The organism is Paenibacillus sp. 23TSA30-6 (assembly GCF_014858585.1).
In the GTDB taxonomy this organism is placed as follows: Bacteria; Bacillota; Bacilli; order Paenibacillales; family Paenibacillaceae; genus Paenibacillus.
In genome coordinates, this window is record NZ_SLTL01000008.1 from 17,102 (window position 1) to 35,109 (window position 18,008).

The 18,008-nt window shown below is 46.3% G+C and carries 17 protein-coding genes and 2 pseudogenes; 17 read left to right on the plus strand and 2 right to left on the minus strand.

Going from position 1 to position 18,008, the window contains the following annotated elements:
- Nucleotides 1–5 precede the first annotated feature (5 nt).
- From E0698_RS09095 to E0698_RS09105, 3 genes are all read left to right on the plus strand, one after another.
- Nucleotides 6–890: a carbohydrate ABC transporter permease gene (locus tag E0698_RS09095; RefSeq protein WP_134912438.1), complete on the plus strand. Its 885-nt coding sequence runs from the start codon at nucleotides 6–8 to the stop codon at nucleotides 888–890.
- Nucleotides 890–1,717 carry a carbohydrate ABC transporter permease gene (locus E0698_RS09100; protein ID WP_192511345.1) on the plus strand — a complete coding sequence of 276 codons (828 nt, stop codon included), beginning with the start codon at nucleotides 890–892 and terminating at the stop codon, nucleotides 1,715–1,717. Before E0698_RS09095 ends, E0698_RS09100 begins: the two co-directional genes overlap by 1 nt.
- 83 nt (nucleotides 1,718–1,800) lie before the next feature.
- On the plus strand, nucleotides 1,801–3,216 hold the full coding sequence (locus E0698_RS09105) for a glycoside hydrolase family 32 protein (RefSeq protein WP_192511346.1): 1,416 nt from the start codon (nucleotides 1,801–1,803) through the stop codon (nucleotides 3,214–3,216).
- Nucleotides 3,217–3,291: 75 nt separating this feature from the next.
- On the opposite strand, the gene E0698_RS09110 is transcribed toward E0698_RS09105, so the two are convergent.
- Nucleotides 3,292–4,479 (minus strand): macrolide family glycosyltransferase, encoded by a 1,188-nt coding sequence (locus E0698_RS09110; RefSeq protein ID WP_192511347.1) that lies wholly within the window; start codon nucleotides 4,477–4,479, stop codon nucleotides 3,292–3,294.
- Between the two features lie 199 nt (nucleotides 4,480–4,678).
- Here E0698_RS09110 and E0698_RS09115 point away from each other — a divergent pair, with 199 nt between their 5' ends.
- The 13 genes from E0698_RS09115 (at nucleotide 4,679) to E0698_RS09175 (ending at nucleotide 17,068) form a co-directional block, all read left to right on the plus strand.
- On the plus strand, nucleotides 4,679–4,873 hold the full coding sequence (locus E0698_RS09115; protein WP_025723179.1) for an H-type small acid-soluble spore protein: 195 nt from the start codon (nucleotides 4,679–4,681) through the stop codon (nucleotides 4,871–4,873).
- A 19-nt stretch (nucleotides 4,874–4,892) separates the two neighbouring features.
- Nucleotides 4,893–5,063 carry a hypothetical protein gene (locus E0698_RS09120; protein WP_023990428.1) on the plus strand — a complete coding sequence of 57 codons (171 nt, stop codon included), beginning with the start codon at nucleotides 4,893–4,895 and terminating at the stop codon, nucleotides 5,061–5,063.
- 245 nt (nucleotides 5,064–5,308) lie between these two features.
- The gene (locus tag E0698_RS09125) at nucleotides 5,309–6,034 is read left to right on the plus strand and encodes a FadR/GntR family transcriptional regulator (RefSeq protein ID WP_192511348.1); all 726 of its coding nucleotides are present in this window, start codon (nucleotides 5,309–5,311) and stop codon (nucleotides 6,032–6,034) included.
- 50 nt (nucleotides 6,035–6,084) lie between these two features.
- Nucleotides 6,085–7,269: a M20 metallopeptidase family protein gene (locus tag E0698_RS09130; RefSeq protein ID WP_192511349.1), complete on the plus strand. Its 1,185-nt coding sequence runs from the start codon at nucleotides 6,085–6,087 to the stop codon at nucleotides 7,267–7,269.
- A gap of 70 nt (nucleotides 7,270–7,339) precedes the next feature.
- Nucleotides 7,340–8,893, plus strand: coding sequence for an ABC transporter substrate-binding protein (locus E0698_RS09135; RefSeq protein ID WP_192511350.1), 1,554 nt, complete (start codon nucleotides 7,340–7,342; stop codon nucleotides 8,891–8,893).
- Between the two features lie 85 nt (nucleotides 8,894–8,978).
- Nucleotides 8,979–9,896 (plus strand): ABC transporter permease, encoded by a 918-nt coding sequence (locus E0698_RS09140; RefSeq protein WP_134912448.1) that lies wholly within the window; start codon nucleotides 8,979–8,981, stop codon nucleotides 9,894–9,896.
- A 17-nt stretch (nucleotides 9,897–9,913) separates the two neighbouring features.
- On the plus strand, nucleotides 9,914–10,846 hold the full coding sequence (locus E0698_RS09145; RefSeq protein WP_192511351.1) for an ABC transporter permease subunit: 933 nt from the start codon (nucleotides 9,914–9,916) through the stop codon (nucleotides 10,844–10,846).
- A 26-nt stretch (nucleotides 10,847–10,872) separates the two neighbouring features.
- Nucleotides 10,873–11,850 carry an ABC transporter ATP-binding protein gene (locus E0698_RS09150; RefSeq protein WP_192511352.1) on the plus strand — a complete coding sequence of 326 codons (978 nt, stop codon included), beginning with the start codon at nucleotides 10,873–10,875 and terminating at the stop codon, nucleotides 11,848–11,850.
- Nucleotides 11,847–12,851: an ABC transporter ATP-binding protein gene (locus E0698_RS09155; protein ID WP_192511353.1), complete on the plus strand. Its 1,005-nt coding sequence runs from the start codon at nucleotides 11,847–11,849 to the stop codon at nucleotides 12,849–12,851. Before E0698_RS09150 ends, E0698_RS09155 begins: the two co-directional genes overlap by 4 nt.
- A 56-nt stretch (nucleotides 12,852–12,907) precedes the next feature.
- Nucleotides 12,908–14,947 (plus strand): prolyl oligopeptidase family serine peptidase, encoded by a 2,040-nt coding sequence (locus tag E0698_RS27445; RefSeq protein WP_192511354.1) that lies wholly within the window; start codon nucleotides 12,908–12,910, stop codon nucleotides 14,945–14,947.
- The gene (locus E0698_RS09165; protein ID WP_134912458.1) at nucleotides 14,940–15,407 is read left to right on the plus strand and encodes a hypothetical protein; all 468 of its coding nucleotides are present in this window, start codon (nucleotides 14,940–14,942) and stop codon (nucleotides 15,405–15,407) included. The genes E0698_RS27445 and E0698_RS09165 overlap by 8 nt, the downstream gene beginning before the upstream one ends.
- Before the next feature lie 208 nt (nucleotides 15,408–15,615).
- Nucleotides 15,616–16,044, plus strand: coding sequence for a MarR family winged helix-turn-helix transcriptional regulator (locus E0698_RS09170; RefSeq protein WP_192511355.1), 429 nt, complete (start codon nucleotides 15,616–15,618; stop codon nucleotides 16,042–16,044).
- Nucleotides 16,031–17,068: a threonine aldolase family protein gene (locus tag E0698_RS09175; protein WP_192511356.1), complete on the plus strand. Its 1,038-nt coding sequence runs from the start codon at nucleotides 16,031–16,033 to the stop codon at nucleotides 17,066–17,068. Before E0698_RS09170 ends, E0698_RS09175 begins: the two co-directional genes overlap by 14 nt.
- Before the next feature lie 229 nt (nucleotides 17,069–17,297).
- On the opposite strand, the pseudogene E0698_RS27450 reads toward E0698_RS09175, so the two are convergent.
- Nucleotides 17,298–17,375, minus strand: a pseudogene (locus E0698_RS27450) (AraC family transcriptional regulator); the annotation flags it as partial.
- Here E0698_RS27450 and E0698_RS09180 point away from each other — a divergent pair.
- Nucleotides 17,352–17,840: pseudogene (locus tag E0698_RS09180) on the plus strand (pectinesterase family protein); the annotation flags it as partial. The pseudogenes E0698_RS27450 and E0698_RS09180 overlap by 24 nt on opposite strands.
- Nucleotides 17,841–18,008: the final 168 nt, after the last annotated feature.

Below are 18,008 nucleotides of genomic sequence, written 5' to 3' on the forward strand. Positions count from 1 at the left end.
TCATCATGATTGCGGAAAAAGGAGTATGGAACCGGTTGCGGTCACGGCTGCTGTTTACCGGACCAACCTTGTTTGCCTTCATAACGGTAATGATCATTCCATTTTTGTACGGCATCTATCTGACGTTCACAAACTGGGATGGTATTTCCACGACACTATCGCTGGTTGGCGTCCAAAACTACCTGGCCGTTTTTCGGGATAATGAGTTTTGGAAATCGTTCGGCTTGACGCTCGAGTATGTGTTTTATACCGTTATTCTTATCAATGTCGTCGCTTTTATGCTGGCGTATGTGCTGATAAAAGGTTTAAAGGGCCAGAAAATTTTCCGGGCGGGATTTTTCCTGCCCAACCTTGTCGGCGGCATTGTACTCGGTTTTATCTGGCAGTTCATCTTCAACAACGTGCTTGTCTATTTGGGACAACATGCCGGCATTCAGTCGCTCAGCACGACTTGGCTGGCTGATCCCGACAAAGCGTTCTGGGCACTCGTGATTGTAACCGTGTGGCAGAACGTGGGTTACATGATGGTCATTTACATCGCGGGATTGAGCGGTGTGCCGAATGATATTATGGAGGCCGCAAGCATTGATGGGGCGAACAGCTGGATCAGACTGCGGAAAATGGTGCTGCCCTTGATGGTTCCTTCTTTCATCGTATGTATATTCTTGTCCCTGCAGCGCGGATTTATGGTCTATGACGTGAACCTCGCGCTCACGAAAGGCGGCCCGTTCAGCAGTACTCAAATGGTGTCGATGCATGTGTATGAAAAGGCATTCCTTTCCCGTGATTATGGTGTGGGGCAGGCGGAAGCATTCGTGCTGTTCCTGATGGTTGCTCTCATCACCCTGCTCCAGGTTTATTTTAGTAAGAAGTTGGAGGTGGAGGCGTAATGACAAGCAAAAAAGCCGCTTCCTCCGTGATCAAATTTATTGTGCTGACAGTCGTGCTCATATTGTTCATCGTACCGTTTGTTTTTCTGCTGATCAATTCGTTCAAGGAAAACAAGGCCATCACCTCGGACCCGTTATCGCTTCCAGAGAGCTTCAATATGGTCAATTATATGAATGCATTCGATAAAATGAATTACATCGATGCCTTTACCAACTCATTGGTCATAACGGTGTTAAGTGTCTTCTTTATCTCACTGTTCGCGGCGATGACGGCTCATTATTTTGTCAGAAACAACACCAAGTTCAACCAATATACGTTTATGCTGATGGTTGCTTCCATGATCATTCCGTTTCAGGCCATCATGATTCCATTGGTGAAAATTTACGGCTCACTTGATCTGCTGAACAGCAAGTGGTCGCTGATTTACATGTACATCGGTTTTGGAAGCTCGCTGGCCGTCTTCATTTATCATGGATTCGTGAAGAGCATTCCGAAGGAACTGGAGGAAGCGGCGCTGATTGACGGCTGCACGCGGATTCAGACATTCTTCCGAATCGTGTTTCCGGTACTGATGCCCACGACAGCCACCATTTCCATTCTCAATGTGCTGTGGGTCTGGAATGATTTTCTGCTACCTTCCCTCATTCTGGTCGATCCGGAGCAAAGGACACTTCCGTTGTCCACGTACAACTTTTATGGGACCTATACAGTGGATTACGGTCCGTTAATGGCAAGTTTGGTACTGACGATATTTCCGATCATTGTCATCTATCTGTTCGCCCAGAAATATATTATTCAGGGTGTTATGCAAGGTTCGATTAAATAACTGCAGAGGGAGGATGCCTTATCATACAGAGTAGAGCGTATACGAGAGAGAGTGCAGATCAATTTATTTCTGAATCGAAGCATATGCTTCGGCCAGATTATCGGCTGAACTACCACTTAATGGCTGAATTCGGCTGGATGAATGATCCGAACGGCTTCATTCAATATAACGGGCAGTATCACTTGTTCTATCAACATTACCCGTATAAATCAGTATGGGGGCCGATGCACTGGGGACACGCAGTCAGCCGCGATCTTATGAAGTGGGATTATCTGCCGGTCGCTTTGGCACCGGACGGTGAGTTCGACCAGGATGGCTGCTTCTCCGGCAGTGCGATTGAGCAGGACGGGAAGCTTGTCCTGATGTATACCGGACATGTTGTAACCGGGCCTGACAAAGATCAGGATTACAAGCAGTCGCAGGGAATCGCAGTATCAGAAGACGGAGTAACGTTCGAAAAGTGGGAGGGCAACCCGGTCATCGGTTATGACGCCGTACCAGACACGGTCAGCCGTAAAGACTTCCGTGACCCTAAGGTGTTCAGGCACGAAGATCAATATTACGCCGTTCTCGGTTCTAATGATGCCAAAGGGAACGGACTTGTACTGCTTTATCGTTCTGAAGACCTGAAAAGCTGGACGTATGTCAATGTACTAGCCGTGAGTGACGGACGCTTCGGCGATAATTGGGAGTGCCCCGATCTGTTCCCGCTCGGCGGTCGGCACGTATTTATGCTGTCCCCGCAGCGGATGCCTGCCCAGGGGGAAGCTTACCACAATCTGCATTCCACCATGTACGGTATTGGTGATTTCAATTCTGCGGCCGGAACATTTACGGCAGAACGGTATGCTCAGGTGGATCACGGATTCGATTTCTATGCCCCGCAGTCAACCTTGGATGATAAAGGGCGGCGTATCGTCATCGGATGGATGGATATGTGGGAGTCGGAGATGCCGACCCAGCAGGGGCACCATTGGGCTGGTGCGATGAGTCTTCCGCGGGAAGCGGTTATCGACGGCGCCAGGCTGCTGTTCCGTCCGCTTGAAGAGGTAAAGAATTACCGATGCAATCTGTTCGAGCAGCGGGATATCTTACTGACAGGTGAGCAGATTATGGACACGCGCGGAGATAGCTACGAACTGAAGGTCGTATTTGAGTTTGAGTCCAGTAACACCGATGAATTCGGTTTGAAACTGCGGGTGGGTAGCGAAGAGGAGACTGTACTGTCGTACCGTCCCGATGACGGTCTGTTCCGTTTCAACCGAGAACGTGCCGGTATAGGCCCGGGTGGAGAGAGAAGAGTGCCTTTGGGCTTAAACGAGGGCCGCCTGGAGCTTCGGGTTTTTGTTGATAAAAGCTCGGTGGAAATATTCATCGGCGACGGTGAATACGTCCTCACAGGAAGAGTGTATCCGGGAGTGGAATCTACGGGCATTCGAGCGTTTGCGAGCGGAAAGTGTACGATTGCTTCGTTTCAGAAGTGGGATATATCCACATAGAAATGCATGACAAACAGGAACCCGACCATTGATGGTCAGGGCTCCTGTTTTTTTGTAGGATTGTGATCGTGTGATTTACACAAGCTTATTTTGAAGATAGGCATCAATTTTTGCGAGGGCTTCTTCTGTACCGCCAGATTGCTGGAAGCTATCATTTATTTTTTGTACGCCCTCTTTATACGCCGCGTTCGACATTACCTCATGTACGGCATCTCTTAACGATTGTACATTGATTTGGTCTTTGGTTATTCGATAGCCAGCCTGAAGTTCTGTTAACCGCTGTGCGACCATGGGTTGATCCTTGTCCTGAGGCAGTACGACCAAGGGTACATTAAAGTGAATTCCTTCATTCACACTGTTCATTCCACCATGAGTAATAAATACATCTGAATAACGTAGTACCTCCAATTGGGGAACATAGGGCGAGATGATAAAGTGCTCTGGGGCTGGGTTGATTTTCGTAAAGTCAGCTTTCTCGCCAGCTGCAATCACGACGATACCTTCAAAATCGGAAAAAGCTTCAATACAGGTGTTGAAAAAGTCCTCAACATGATCCAAAACCGTTCCCATCGAAATATACAGAACTTTTTTATCTTGTAGTGCATCCAAAGGAAAAGAATGTTCCCCTTTGCGCTCAGGGAAGCTGGGACCAATAAAGAGATTCTCTTCACCAAAGCTGTCAGCGTCTGGTTGGAAATATCGGCTGGTGTATACAACGTTTAGAGCCCCTGTATTGTTCATAAATTGAACCATATCTTTGGGAGCAACACCGAATCTTTCTTTTATGAGATGTAGTGAGGTCGTGGCCTGTTCATCAAGTTGAAATGGCTCTTTTCTATTAGAGCGAAAGAGATTGGTAGCCATCCGATTCTGTGAAATCAGAAAAGATGGGGATGAAGCAATACCAGGGATTTTCAAATAGTCTCTAACTAACTCGCCAGCTCCGAATCTATCATAGAATACAAAGTCAAAATCAGTGCTTTCAGACAGTTGCTTAGTGATTGCTAATATGTCCATCGAAGTCTGAATATGAATATTCATAAATGCACTCAACCCAGCCGGAGTACCGGAATCAATAGAAGCAGTCCTGATCAGATCGGTATGCAGGTGAACCGTTGCTCCAACGGCTTCGAGTCTGTCCTTGTATTTCTCAGTTGTAATGTAATGTACTTGGTCCCCTCGTGCTGCAAAGGCTTGCGTCATCCCGATCGTAGGGTTCACATGTCCTTCTGCCGGAAAGTTAACCATTAATATGTTTAACATTCATCATTACTCCTTTTCTCTACAATTAAGATCGCAGTTTTCACTGAATCTCTCAATCCATAATAACAATAATATTTATTTTTTCAAATGATATCCTTTCAAAATTATGAAACACATGTTGGCATGAAATGTGTATAACAAATATTTAACTCGTGCATAGTAAAGGCGAACTCTACTTAGCAAGGGAGGTTTTTTCTAAGTGAATGTTCAAAGAGCGCAAGAAATAGCGTCCTCTTCCATAATGGCGAATGTGTTGTGTGATGGGTTACCCATTTATATTCAGCATGTGAACGAGCAGAGTGAGACGGCACGCATTTATGCGCTGAACCATCCAGAAGAGGAACGGGAAGTACCTTTGTACACGTTAACGGAACGAGATCAGGCACTGGAATAAGAAAGGAGCGATATGAAAAATGAAACCAAATCAACAGAAAGTAGTCGAGGCAGACCGTTTGAATTTTCGTGACCAGACGGATGATGTGGTTAGAGAAGTGCCGGCCACGACGGATGCCAGCGAAGCAGTTGCAGCAATAACCTCACATATCAATAAATACGATGTACCGGATGAGTTGGAGGAGAAATAGAGAATGACCGAGCGCGCACAGGATAACCTGTTGCGTGCTTTTTATATGATGCATAAAGGATAACCAAAGATTTAGCAGCTCTGCAAGGGGCTGCTTCTTTTTATTGTTTCGAAAGCATCATAATATTTAAAAAAAGTATTGCATATAGGTTTACTAGGTATTATGATAACAACAGATTTATATTTTTTTGTTTTTCACAATGGTATAAGGTTTAGACCTTAAAGATTTATGATCGGAGTGTTCATATGTTAATCCAAACTTCTCTGCGCTTTGAAAAAGTATCAGCTAAAAAAGTGAGTGTTTTTATTAGAGAGCAGTTGGAGGAGGCTATTATTCTAAAAGAGTTGCTTAGCGAGGAGCAACTACCGACAGAGCGGGAACTCGCAGAAATATTTAATGCCAGCAGAATTACAGTCCGTGAGGCGTTATCTCAATTGGAGTCCAAGGGACTCATTGAGAAGAGGGTAGGTGCCAAGGGAGGGACCTTTGTTCTTCCCGTGACAGCAAACTCTCATAAACGTACCCGAGCAGAAATCGCAAAAGATTGGGAGCATATGCTGAAGGTCTTTGAATATCGGATGATTGTGGAACCTGAGGGGGCTTTTTTAGCGGCTACGCGGATCACTACGGATGAACTGGACTTGCTTCAGCATTATCTGGATCAGAGTATTGAAGCGGACTGCACCCGAGAATGGTTTCGGGCCTTGGATGTCAAGTTTCATTTGGCCATTGCCAAGGCATCGGGCAACCCATTTTGTGAAGCCGCTGTGAGGCAGATTCGGACCAAAATTAACCCATCGCTAGATCTCATGCCCTATGACGATCAGATTCGGACGGTGAACTACGACGTCCATACGGAAATTCTGAGTGCACTTCGGGCACGGGATGCTGAGAAGTCGCGGGAAGTGATGAGGCACCATATCGGACATTCCGCAGATGCCATTTATGCAAGATTGGTTGCAAAAGGCTAGACGGTGTCCTACAGAAAAAAGAACACGATTTGAGCAGGGATGGTGAAAACATGAATATACATGAGCTTTTGGCTTTATCTAGACCGCTTCAGGAGCAATTGATCACTTGGCGTAGGGATTTTCATCTCCATCCTGAAACGGGTTATGAAGAGATTCGTACGTCGGGCATTGTAGCTGAGCACTTACGTAGCCTTGGATTGGAGGTAACAACCCAGGTAGGGAAAACCGGGGTTGTGGGTCTGTTACGAGGAAAAAGCCCGGGACCTACCATCGGTCTAAGGGCAGATATGGATGCATTACCGATTCAGGATCAAAAAACGGTTCCCTATCGTTCACAGATTCCGGGTAAGGCACATTTGTGCGGGCATGATGCCCATACAGCGATCCTGATGGGAACCGCGCAGTTACTTGCTAATTTGGAGAGACCGGAACGAGGCAATATTAAATTTGTCTTTCAACCGGCTGAAGAAGGTTTGGCCGGGGCCAAGGCTATGATCGATGACGGTGTGTTGGAAAATCCAAAAGTAGATGCTATGGCAGGACTACATATGTTCCCGGGTTTGAAGACAGGAACACTTGGGGTCAGCAAAGGGGTGGCTTTTGCATCCGCAGATAGCTTAACGATTAAAATTATAGGCAAAGGTGGCCATGCTGCTCGTCCACATGAGGGGATAGACGCGATTGCCGTGTCCGCGCAGGTTATTTCTGCCCTGCAAAATATTCCAAGCCGTCTGGTTGATCCACTTGAAACCATTGTCATTACGATTGGTAAAATTAGTGGCGGTTATATGGGAGCTGCCATTGCACCTGAAGTAGAGATGATCGGCACCGTTCGAACTTTATCTGCGGAACTGCGCAGTCGAATGCCTGAGCTAATTGAACAGGTGGTTCGTGGGGTATGTGAGTCATTCGGGGCCGGGTATGAATTAAATTATCAGCTTGGTTACCCGGTTGTTCAGAACGACCCGGATATGGTTGATTTAATGACCGAAACCAGTGAGCAACTGTTTGGCTCCAAGGAGTGGAACTACATCAAACCGTCAACAGGCGGGGAGGATTTCGCTTTTTATTGTGAGCAGGTACCCGGTGTTTTCTTCCGGTTGGGCTCGGGGAGAGGAGATGAAGATACAAGCTATCCATTGCATCATCCCAAGTTTGATTTGGATGAATCAGTACTGCCTTATGGAGTAGCCATGATGTCGGCCATAGCGCTGAATTTTTTGAAGACAAAATAAAAATTGGGATTAAGACGCTCAGAAGCAGCTGTGTGGCAATATACAACCTCAATGGACTGGAGTGGACAAGATGAATAGACATAAGTGGTTTACAAGCGGGATTACGTTACTGATTGCTGCGATGATCCTGGCAGGCTGCGGTGCCCCATCCACAGGCGGTAGTAAAGACACCGCAACATCGACATCGACCGGCAGTAAAGTACTGACGATAGCGAATGCTACGGATATTGAGAGCTTTGATCCTCATAACAATAACAATACGGCGAGTGAAGCCGTTCTGGTTAACGTATTTGACTACTTGTTGAAAAATGATAGTCAGCAGAAGAAAGTACCTGGACTCGCAACTTCTTGGGAAAAGGTAAATGATACGACTTGGCGTTTTCACTTGCGCGAAGGGGTTACCTTCCATAACGGTGATCCATTCACGGCGGAAGATGTGAAGTATACGATAGAAAGAGTTGCAAAGGATAACACACTCAAACAAAATTCCTACTTTAAAAATATTAAACAAGTGAAAGTGGTAGATGAACATACAGCAGACATCGTAACAGACGGACCAGACCCGTTGCTGTTGAATCGTTTATCCAAAATGGGAGCTGGCATCTTACCTTCCAAGTATATTGAGAAAAATGGGATAGAGGCATTCCTTAAAAATCCAATAGGTACAGGCCCTTATAAATTTAGTCAATGGATTAAGGATGATCGTGTAGTACTGGTTAAAAACGATAAGTATTATGAAGGTCAGCCGAAATGGGATCAAGTTGTTTTTCGTTCCATTCCAGAAGCCTCTACGCGTGTATCTGAACTGCTCGCAGGCTCGATTGACATTGCATCTGGTATCCCTTCCACGGATATAGAACGTATTCAAGGCGAAGAGGGTAAAAAAATCGTTAAGGCTCCGATCCAGCGTGTGCTGCAATTGATTTTACGTCAAAGCCAAGGCAGTGTTACGGCTGACTCCAAAGTGAGAGAAGCGATAGATCTTGCGATTGATAAAAAGGGAATCGTAGACAGCATCGCAGGCGGTGCTGGGATTGTAACCCGTACTTCCGTTACACCAGGCAACTTTGGTGCTGATCCTTCTCTGTATGAGAAAACATTATATGATCCGACTAAAGCCAAAGAACTGCTCAAGCAAGCGGGTTACACTGGTGAAGGCCCAACATTAACCCTTTCAGTATCCTCAATATACAAAGAGTATGCCGAGGTCGTAGCCGCCATGTTAGATAAAGAAGGCTTCAAAATTAAATTGGACGTACTGGAGCCAAGTGCTTTCAGTGAGCGTTACAGTTCCAAATCCTTTAAAGAAATGTTTATGATCGGCATTGGTAATTCCCTGTTTGATGCTTCCAACAACTATAATCGCTATTTGCTAGAAGAGGCTAAAGGCGAAACGGATTACAACAATCCGAAGGTAGAGAAGCTGTTGCAGCATGCACTGACGAATCTGGATACGGCCTCGCGTGAAAAAGAGTATCAGCAAGTGCAGCAGATTTTGGCGGAAGATCGTCCAGCCGTCTATCTTTTCCAAATGGAAGGGATATATGGCACCGGTAACGGCGTGAATTTCCAACCGAGAAGCGATGAGATGTTCTACGCAGAGGATATTACACCTGCAAAATAAAGAAGAGAAGTGAACGGGCGGGGACCTCAATGAAGGTTCCTGCCCGTCCTTTTAAAAAAAGCCTGCTTGTTACGGAGGTGACAGATTGAAAACGTATATCGCCAAATCACTGCTGCAGGTTATTCCTGTACTGCTGATTGTCTCCCTTATTGTATTCATCCTGGTGAGGGTAACCGGAGACCCTGTAGCTCTTATGCTGCCGGAGACCGCTACAGCTGAGGATCGTGCGATATTGACACAAGCGCTCGGGCTAGATCAGCCCTTATATACGCAATACATTAAATTTATTGGCAGTGCCTTACAAGGAGATTTTGGCACCTCGTTTCGCTATGGTGAATCGGCTTTGCCATTAGTGTTGGAACGGCTGCCTGCTAGTTTTGAATTGGCAGTAGCTGCCATGATTTTTGCGGTCATCATTGCAGTGCCGTTGGGCGTCATCTCAGCAGTCAAACGTAATACCTTTACCGATTTAATCATTTCCAGTTTATCTGTAGTCGGAAAGGCCATGCCTAACTTTTGGATGGGGATTATGCTCATTTTATTATTCTCCGTCATGTTGGGAGTGCTTCCGGTGTCCGGCCGGGGCGGAATGGAGCATTTAATACTTCCGGCCTTTACACTGGGTGTCGGCCTTTCTGCACAGATGACCCGACTCATTCGCTCTAGTATGCTGGACATTTTGAATCAGGACTATATTCGAACAGCCCGAAGTAAAGGGATTCTCGAAATCGTGGTTATCGGAAAGCATGCTTTTCGCAATGGATTGATTCCGGTCGTCACGATTATGAGCTTGCAATTTACGAGCTTGATCGGCGGCACTCTGATTACAGAGACGGTATTTGCATGGCCGGGTTTGGGGCAGTTACTTGTCGTCGCTGTGAATACGCACGACATGGCTATCGTTCAGGCCGCTGTATTTGTGATTGCCTTTATTGTGGTCATCAGCAATATTTTAACCGATGTCGTTTACCGACTGCTTGATCCAAGAATTAAATACAACTAGAGAGGAGAGGAGGAAGTGTGGCAGGCATTCATGATGTACAAGCCCTTGGCCCAGACCTAGACCTGAATGGCCAAAAGAAAACACAACCGTCCGGTATCGGGCGCATATGGAAGCAGCTGTTACGAAGTAAAACTGGGACGGTCGGTGCAGTAATCATACTGCTCGTTAGCCTAACAGCTCTATTTGCACCTCTGCTGGCCACTCACAATCCTGCGGATATTGACCCGCTGAATCGTCTGAAGCCGCCCATGTGGCTGGCAGGTGGATTGCCGGAGCATTGGCTGGGTACAGATAATCTGGGACGGGATATGTGGAGCCGTATCGTATACGGGGCGAGAGTTTCGCTTATCGTCGGTGTCGGTGCAGTTCTGGTCTCAGGCACGATTGGCGCAATTCTCGGACTCCTCGCCGGGTTTTATGGTAGATGGGTGGATGCCACCATAATGAGAGTTGCCGACGCCTTTTTGGCCATTCCGGCCATTCTGCTGATGCTGGTTGTCCTGGCCGTGGTGGGGCCTGGCATGACTACGCTTATTTTTGTTATTGGCGTTACGAATTGGGTTTCTTATACAAGGGTTGTTCGGGGCGAGGTATTGAGTATCAAGGAACGAGACTTTGTCAAAGCAGCCAAGGCGATCGGCTCTAAAAATAGCAGGATTCTGTTGAAGCACATTTTACCCAATGTCTTGTCTTCGTTTATTGTGATTTCCGGCATGAACGTGGCAACAACGATTATTATGGAAGCTTCTCTTAGTTTTCTCGGATTAGGGATCACACCACCGGCAGTGTCCTGGGGTGGAATGCTGAGCGATGGGAGACAGTATGTAGCCACGAGCTGGTGGGTGGCAACCTTTCCCGGTCTGGCGATTACCATTACGGTCCTGGGGGTCATTTTCCTTGGTGACTGGCTTCGCGACGTGTTAGATCCCCACATGAAGGCGAAAGAATAACAGCAGAAAGCGGGGGATCGGAAAAGATGACCACGAAATTGCTTGAAGTGAAGCATTTGAAAACCTACTTTAAAACGGAGGATGGCATCGTTCCTTCGGTCAATGGTGTCAGCTTCACTGTAAACCCAGGCGAAACATTAGCTATTGTTGGAGAGTCCGGTTCCGGTAAAAGTGTAACCTCCTTGTCTATTATGGGTTTAGTGGCTGCACCGGGTAAAGTCGTGGGCGGGGAGATTCTGCTTGAAGGCCGAGACTTACTCAAACTGTCCAGGGGGGAAATGCGCAAATATCGGGGAAACAAGGTATCCATGATTTTTCAGGAGCCGATGAGTTCACTGAATCCGGTATTTACAATTGGTAACCAAATCAGTGAGGTCATCCGGCAGCACCAGAAACTGAGCAAATCGGAAGCACGGCAGAAAAGTATAGAGATGCTGGAAAGGGTAGGGATATCTGGTGCGTCGAAAGTGGTGAGTTATTTTCCGCATCAGTTATCTGGAGGAATGCGTCAGCGGGTCATGATCGCAATGGCCTTGGCCTGCCAGCCGAAACTGCTCATCGCCGATGAGCCGACGACGGCACTGGACGTTACGATTCAGGCTCAAATTTTGAATTTAATCCACAAGCTAAGCAAGGAAGAGAACACAGGCATCATTCTCATTACCCACGATTTAGGTGTCGTCGCGGAAATGGCCGATCGGGTGGTCGTGATGTATGCCGGGGAAGTAGTTGAGGAAGCAAACGTATTTGACTTGTTCGAAAAGCCGGGTCATCCCTATACGATCGGGTTACTAGGATCACTCCCTAAGCTTACGGAACAGAGAGAATGGCTGGATTCCATTCCCGGTACCGTTCCTAATATGATGCAGATGCCGAGCGGCTGTCCATTTCATCCCCGTTGTCCTTATGCCCAGGAACAGTGTACAAAGGTTCATCCTGAAATACAGGCCAAGGATCAAGGACACTATGTCAGATGTTTGCGGATGGAGGAGGTGTCAGTATGAGTGAGACAGCACAGGAAATACCGCTTCTCGAAGTGAATGGTCTCAAAAAGTACTATCCAATGAAAAAGGGCTGGTTTTCCAAAAAAAGCGGTGATGTACGGGCGGTTGATGGTTTGAGCTTTAAGGTGATGCCTGGCGAAACCTTAGGTATTGTAGGTGAATCGGGTTGCGGCAAATCAACAACGGGACAAATGATTACACAACTGCTGGAACCCACGGCAGGCGAAATTCGTTTTCAAGGGCAAAGCCTGTCTGATTTAACGGACGAAGAAGTCCGCAAGGTCAGACGGGATTTACAATTTGTATTTCAAGATCCGTACTCTTCCTTGAATCCAAGAATGAAGGTCTTTGATATCGTTGCCGAACCGCTTCGGGTACATGGGATTGCTAAAGGGAAAGAGCTTAAAGCTGAAGTTTTTCGACTGTTGCAGACGGTAGGATTAGGTGCTCATTTGGCAGATCGGCATCCCCATGAATTCAGTGGTGGACAGCGACAGCGGATCGGCATAGCGAGAGCACTTGCCATGAAGCCGAAGCTCATTGTTTGCGATGAACCTGTATCCGCGCTGGATGTGTCGATTCAGGCTCAGATTTTGAATTTGTTAAAAGAGCTTCAGCAGCAGTTCCAGCTCACCTACATTTTTATCGCTCACGGTCTGCCCTCCGTCAAGCATATTAGCGACCGTATCGCGGTGATGTACTTGGGCAAAATCGTGGAGCTTGCAGATCGTGATGAGTTGTTTGCAAGGCCGCAGCATCCATATACAAAAGCATTGCTTGAGGCAGTACCCGTCCCAGACCCGAGGCTGCGCAAAGAGCGAATAACCTTGACAGGTGAAATCCCCAATCCTGCCAATCCGCCCTCGGGCTGCACTTTTCACACGCGTTGCCCGTACGCACAAGAGATATGCCGCCAACAAAGCCCGCTGCTCGAAGAGCATACGCCGGGGCATATTGCGGCCTGTCATTTTCCTCTGCATAAGCAGATGGCTCACGAATAGATCACCTTTGACAGTATGTTAGGCAGTATGATTTAACGGAAAAAGGAGGGCTACTCGTGAATAAACGCTCGACTGTAAAACGCTCGATTGTACCGGAGGATTTATACGGATATCAGTGGGTCAGTGATCCGGTAATAAGCCCCGATGGAACGATTGCCTACGTCCACAAAAGCATAGATCGTTCAAAGAATGATTACCATACGCACATCCGTGTCGTATCGCTTCTTGGGAACGACGATAAGCTGTTGACCGATGGCAATAAGGATTCAGCTCCTGCTTGGTCACCCGATGGATCGCAGCTTGCTTTTTTACGACTGGCGGATGGAAGCAAGCAGCTATGGACGGTTCCGGCTGAAGGTGGAGAGGGACAGCGACAGACGGAGGTGAAGCGGGGAGTGGGTGCATTCGTCTGGTCACCGGACGGGAAGTATATTGTATTCACAAGTATGCTTAGTATAAACGCCGAACGGGAAGTCATGGCGCTTGAGGAATATAGCAAACAATCGGGTGAGCGGGGGCGTATCGTGGATCGTACGACTCCCAAAGCTGAGGGATCGGGCTGGTGGAACGATCTATTTAGTCATTTATTTGTACTGGAGCTTGAAAACGGCCGGGTAACTCCAGTCACCTCCGGGCCTTGGAATGCTTCTTACCCTGTATGGTCCATAGACAGCAAGCGAATTTCATTTTTGTCCAAACGTGTAGAAGATGACAAGCTGGACGCAGATCTGCTTTCGTTTTCGGATGTGTATACGATTGATTTCGACGGCAGTGATCTGGTGAAAGTTACGGATTCCAGCCTGGCGATTAGCCAATTTTCTTATGCCCCGGACGGTAAATCATTGACTCTGATCGCCAGCGATCGTATTTATGGAAGTGGTAGCCAGAATCGACTGTATACTGTGCCTGTTACGGGGGGAGCCCCGGAACTATTGTTTCCTGAATTGGATATGCAAATCGGCAACTTTGCCCTAAGTGATATGAAATCCTTTGGTCCGTCTCCATCTCCGGTATATGCTCCTGCGAGGTTGAAGCCAGAAATGTATGTGCTTGGGACGCTGAAGGGTGTTGTCCATGTATACCGAATGCCTATAGACGGAGGTGTTCAGGCGGTGACCGCTGGAAGCAACAGAGATATCTATCAGTACACGTTATCTGCTGATGGCTGCTATCTGGTCTTTGCTGCACTTGATGCGGATCGGCCTGGAGAGCTGTATCACATGAATCTGGAGACAGGGGAAGAGAAACGGCTTACGCACCATAACGACGATTACATGGCTTCCTTGCAAGTGAGTTCACCAGAGACATTTTGGTTTGAGGCTTCGGACGGATTCAAGGTACAAGGATGGATCTTCAAGCCAGCGGGACTAGGCTCCGGGGATCAGGTCCCTTTGATTTTACAAATTCACGGGGGCCCCCATGCGATGTATACCGGCGCGTACAGCCATGAGATGCAGACGCTCCTTGCACAGGGGTATGCCGTGCTGATGACCAATCCACGCGGCAGCTTCGGTTATGGTCAGGATTTCGCCCAAGCCTGTCGGGGGGACTTTGGAGGAGGAGATTATCAGGATGTACTGGACGCCTTGGACTTTGCGCTGAACCAGTTTGATGATATCAATGAAACCCGGCTCGGCGTGGCTGGCGGCAGCTATGGAGGCTTGATGACCAACTGGATCATTTCTCATACGAACCGATTCCGCGCCGCCGTTACGCAGCGTTGCATCTCCAACTGGCTATCCTTCTATGGGTTGAGCGATATCGGTATTTCCTACACGGAGGGAATTGTTGGAGCTAACCCGTGGGAAGATCCTGAGTTGCTCTGGTCCAAGTCCCCACTGGCACATGTAAATAACATCGAAACTCCGCTGCTGATTTTACACGGCGAGGAAGACCTGCGCTGCCCTGTTGGACAAGGGGATGAGTTATATACTGCCCTGAAGCGGCTGGGTAAAACAACACGCCTCATTCGCTATCCCGGGTCCGATCATTCTTTGCTGAAGAGCGGTAAACCGTCCCTTCGTGTAGATAACTTTGAGCAAGTGGTGTCCTGGTTTAATTCCTACTTGAGTAAAGGAGTTGACTCTGATGAGTAAAGTGCAATTGTCGATGCCAGTGGCCTTTCTGATCGAGAACTTACGTACAAGTGGTGAGCAGAAAGACGTCATCATTGAGTGTATTAAAAAACAGGACTTTTCTCCTTTACTCGGCAAAGTGAAAGAAAAAACAATGGATTTCAAAGAACGTTGTCAAACTGCAGAAGACATGGGGGATGAGTGGGAAGAAGCGATCCACAGCGGTTATGAATTTAAGTTTTTACACATCAATGGACTGAAAAGACTGCTTCATTTTCGCTTTAATCGAATCATAGATCGAGATTATGAGCAGGATGGAATCATGTTGAAGGGTCTGTACCTTGATCCTGTCGAAATGGATACCTTGCAAGGGCTGATTGGCAGACAGTGGCAGGTGATTGAGGAGGACAATGGAGAAGTAGGCAGCGTGCAGAGAATCGTAAGTATTAAGCTTTTATATCGAAATGATGACAGTTTTTAAAGGGAAGATCAGTTACCATAGCTACGCCTAACAGTCCTGATGAGCATTTTTGATCGGGACTGTTTTTTATTTTATGGGCTAATTGATAAATTGAATTGCATCATATTTCGTTGACACAGTCCACAAAAAAATATTAATATAATTGTTGCATAAGTCCACTAAATAGGGGGAGTTTATAATCAATATAGATGCTGAGTTCATAGCAGATATGAGACGTTTCAACCGATTTTATACTAATATACTTGGTTTATTAGATAAACATGTGCTGGATAGCGGCTATTCCTTTACCGAGGCACGCGTCATGATAGAGATCGGTATGATCGAGCCATGTATAGCCAATACGCTAGTTGATTCTCTTAAAATTGACCGCAGCTATATGAGTAGAATCATAGCTAAACTTTGCAAAGAGGGCTTCCTTGTTAAGGAAAATTCTACGGTGGATAATAGAACAAATCTGATTCGTTTGACACCTAAAGGAAAAGCGTTCTATCACCAACTGAATGAAAGGTCTGATGAACAAATTTTAAAATTGGTTCAGGATCTATCCGAAGAAGAGATTAGAGAGTTACATACTTCTATGATATTCATTCAGAACAAACTGGAGAAATTGGAGAGAGTACAACATGATTCGATTTGAGTGTGACTATACGGAAGGTGCCCATGAGCGTATTTTAAAGCGGTTATTGGAGACGAATGACGAACAGACTAGCGGCTATGGTGTGGATGAACATTGTGAAAAAGCCAGAGCCTATATTAAAAAAGCATGTGACTCCGCAAATGCAGATGTACACTTTTTAGTTGGAGGTACACAAACCAATACGACGGTTATCTCTTCTATTTTGCGTCCGCATCAAGGTGCTATTGCTGCAGTTTCTGGACATATTGCCGTGCATGAGACCGGAGCGATTGAAGCGACGGGCCATAAAGTACTTACTGTGCCAAGCGATGATGGGAAAATCCGGGCCGAACAGGTAAAGGAGCTGTATGACGCTCACTGGAATGATGCTGCTCCCGAGCATAGCGTCCAGCCCGGTATGGTCTATATTTCTTACCCTACCGAGAATGGGACGATCTACACTAAATCCGAGCTGGAAGCGTTAAGTCGAGTCTGTCGGGAATGTAGTTTACCGCTTTTTATAGATGGAGCCCGATTGGGTTATGGCTTGGTTGCAGAGGATAGCGATGTAGCCTTCGCAGATATAGCAAAACTATGCGATGTATTTTATATCGGCGGGACCAAAGTTGGAGCAATGATGGGAGAAGCAGTAGTCATTATAAATGATACATTGAAAAAAGATTTTCGATACATGATCAAGCAAAAAGGAGGGCTGCTGGCTAAGGGGCGAATGTTAGGCATTCAGTTTGAAACTTTGTTTGAAGACGGTTTATACTTTGAAATTTCCAAACACGCTATAGATATGGCAATGTTGCTTCAAAACGGATTATCTGAGCAAGGCTTTTCTTTTCAGTATCACTCTACAACCAATCAGCAGTTTCCGATTTTACCAGATCGTATATTAAAGGCATTGAGTGAAAAATATACTTACTCCTTTTGGGAAAAGGTTGATGATACACATAGTGCCGTTCGATTCTGTACCAGTTGGGCTACGAAGAAAGAAAATGTTGAAATGCTGATTCAGGATATTAAAGCATTGCGATAAGGGTAATGAAGAAAGCGATTTATACAATCTTAAAAATGTAGAACGACTATGTAAGAGGCCATACTTTGTTGCATGTATTGCAGCGAAGTATGGTTTTTTTGTTGTGTAATTTTACTTAATCCAAAGCGGTTTGACTTCAATTCCATGAAAGAGCAAGTGGATATAAGAATGGAAAAACAAGACAAAAGCAGATATATAAAATCGGTGTCTGATTCTTTACACTGAATATCTACCGAACCTGCTTGCGGTACTGAAGAGGGGAGAGCCCGGTTATTTTTTTAAAGATTTTATTAAAGTGGAGAATGTGACGGTTGCCAATACAGAAGGAACCGGGCAGGTGCAGGCTGTGGCGTTATATGCTGAAGGTGATCGTGGTAAGTATCACAATGTCAGGATTACCGGACTACAGGATACGTTATTGGTGAACCGTGGCAGACAATATTTTAATGACAGCTACATCAGTGGCAGTGTAGATTTTATATTTGGCAATTCACCTGTTGTGTTTGATAATTCGATCATACACAGCCTGCGTGCTGGATATGTGACAGCAGCTTCAACAGAAGAGAACAAGCCGGGCGGCTGGAACAATTGGGGCAAGGAATCCAATGAGCAGACCGCAAGATTTGGAGAGTTCGATAACTTTGGGCCAGGTGCAGGAAGTAGCGGGCGTGTACCTTGGGCCAAACAGCTTACTGCTGATGAAGCAAGCCAGTACACAGTTGAAGCTGTTCTGAGCGGGACAGATCATTGGAATCCACAGTTGAATAGATAAATCGGCTTCGTTCAAATGTGATGTTCAATGTATAAGCGGGGTATTCGCTTCAAGCGAATAGCCTCGCTTATTTGTGTGTTTTGCAATTATGTTGTTGATCGCTCTATTTCTCTCGATAGTTAAAATACTTGTTTTTATGGTAAATACTAGATATATTAAGTGAGAGAT

Coding starts and splice junctions, on each gene's coding strand:
- E0698_RS09130 (WP_192511349.1), top strand. CDS start 6,085: ATGAATATACATGAGCTTTTGGCTTTATCTAGACCGCTTCAGGAGCAA.
- E0698_RS09095 (WP_134912438.1), top strand. CDS start 6: ATGATTGCGGAAAAAGGAGTATGGAACCGGTTGCGGTCACGGCTGCTG.
- E0698_RS09155 (WP_192511353.1), top strand. CDS start 11,847: ATGAGTGAGACAGCACAGGAAATACCGCTTCTCGAAGTGAATGGTCTC.
- E0698_RS09100 (WP_192511345.1), top strand. CDS start 890: ATGACAAGCAAAAAAGCCGCTTCCTCCGTGATCAAATTTATTGTGCTG.
- E0698_RS09125 (WP_192511348.1), top strand. CDS start 5,309: ATGTTAATCCAAACTTCTCTGCGCTTTGAAAAAGTATCAGCTAAAAAA.
- E0698_RS09135 (WP_192511350.1), top strand. CDS start 7,340: ATGAATAGACATAAGTGGTTTACAAGCGGGATTACGTTACTGATTGCT.
- E0698_RS09120 (WP_023990428.1), top strand. CDS start 4,893: ATGAAACCAAATCAACAGAAAGTAGTCGAGGCAGACCGTTTGAATTTT.
- E0698_RS09110 (WP_192511347.1), bottom strand. CDS start 4,479: ATGTTAAACATATTAATGGTTAACTTTCCGGCAGAAGGACATGTGAAC.
- E0698_RS09170 (WP_192511355.1), top strand. CDS start 15,616: ATGAGACGTTTCAACCGATTTTATACTAATATACTTGGTTTATTAGAT.
- E0698_RS09165 (WP_134912458.1), top strand. CDS start 14,940: ATGAGTAAAGTGCAATTGTCGATGCCAGTGGCCTTTCTGATCGAGAAC.
- E0698_RS09175 (WP_192511356.1), top strand. CDS start 16,031: ATGATTCGATTTGAGTGTGACTATACGGAAGGTGCCCATGAGCGTATT.
- E0698_RS09150 (WP_192511352.1), top strand. CDS start 10,873: ATGACCACGAAATTGCTTGAAGTGAAGCATTTGAAAACCTACTTTAAA.
- E0698_RS09105 (WP_192511346.1), top strand. CDS start 1,801: ATGCTTCGGCCAGATTATCGGCTGAACTACCACTTAATGGCTGAATTC.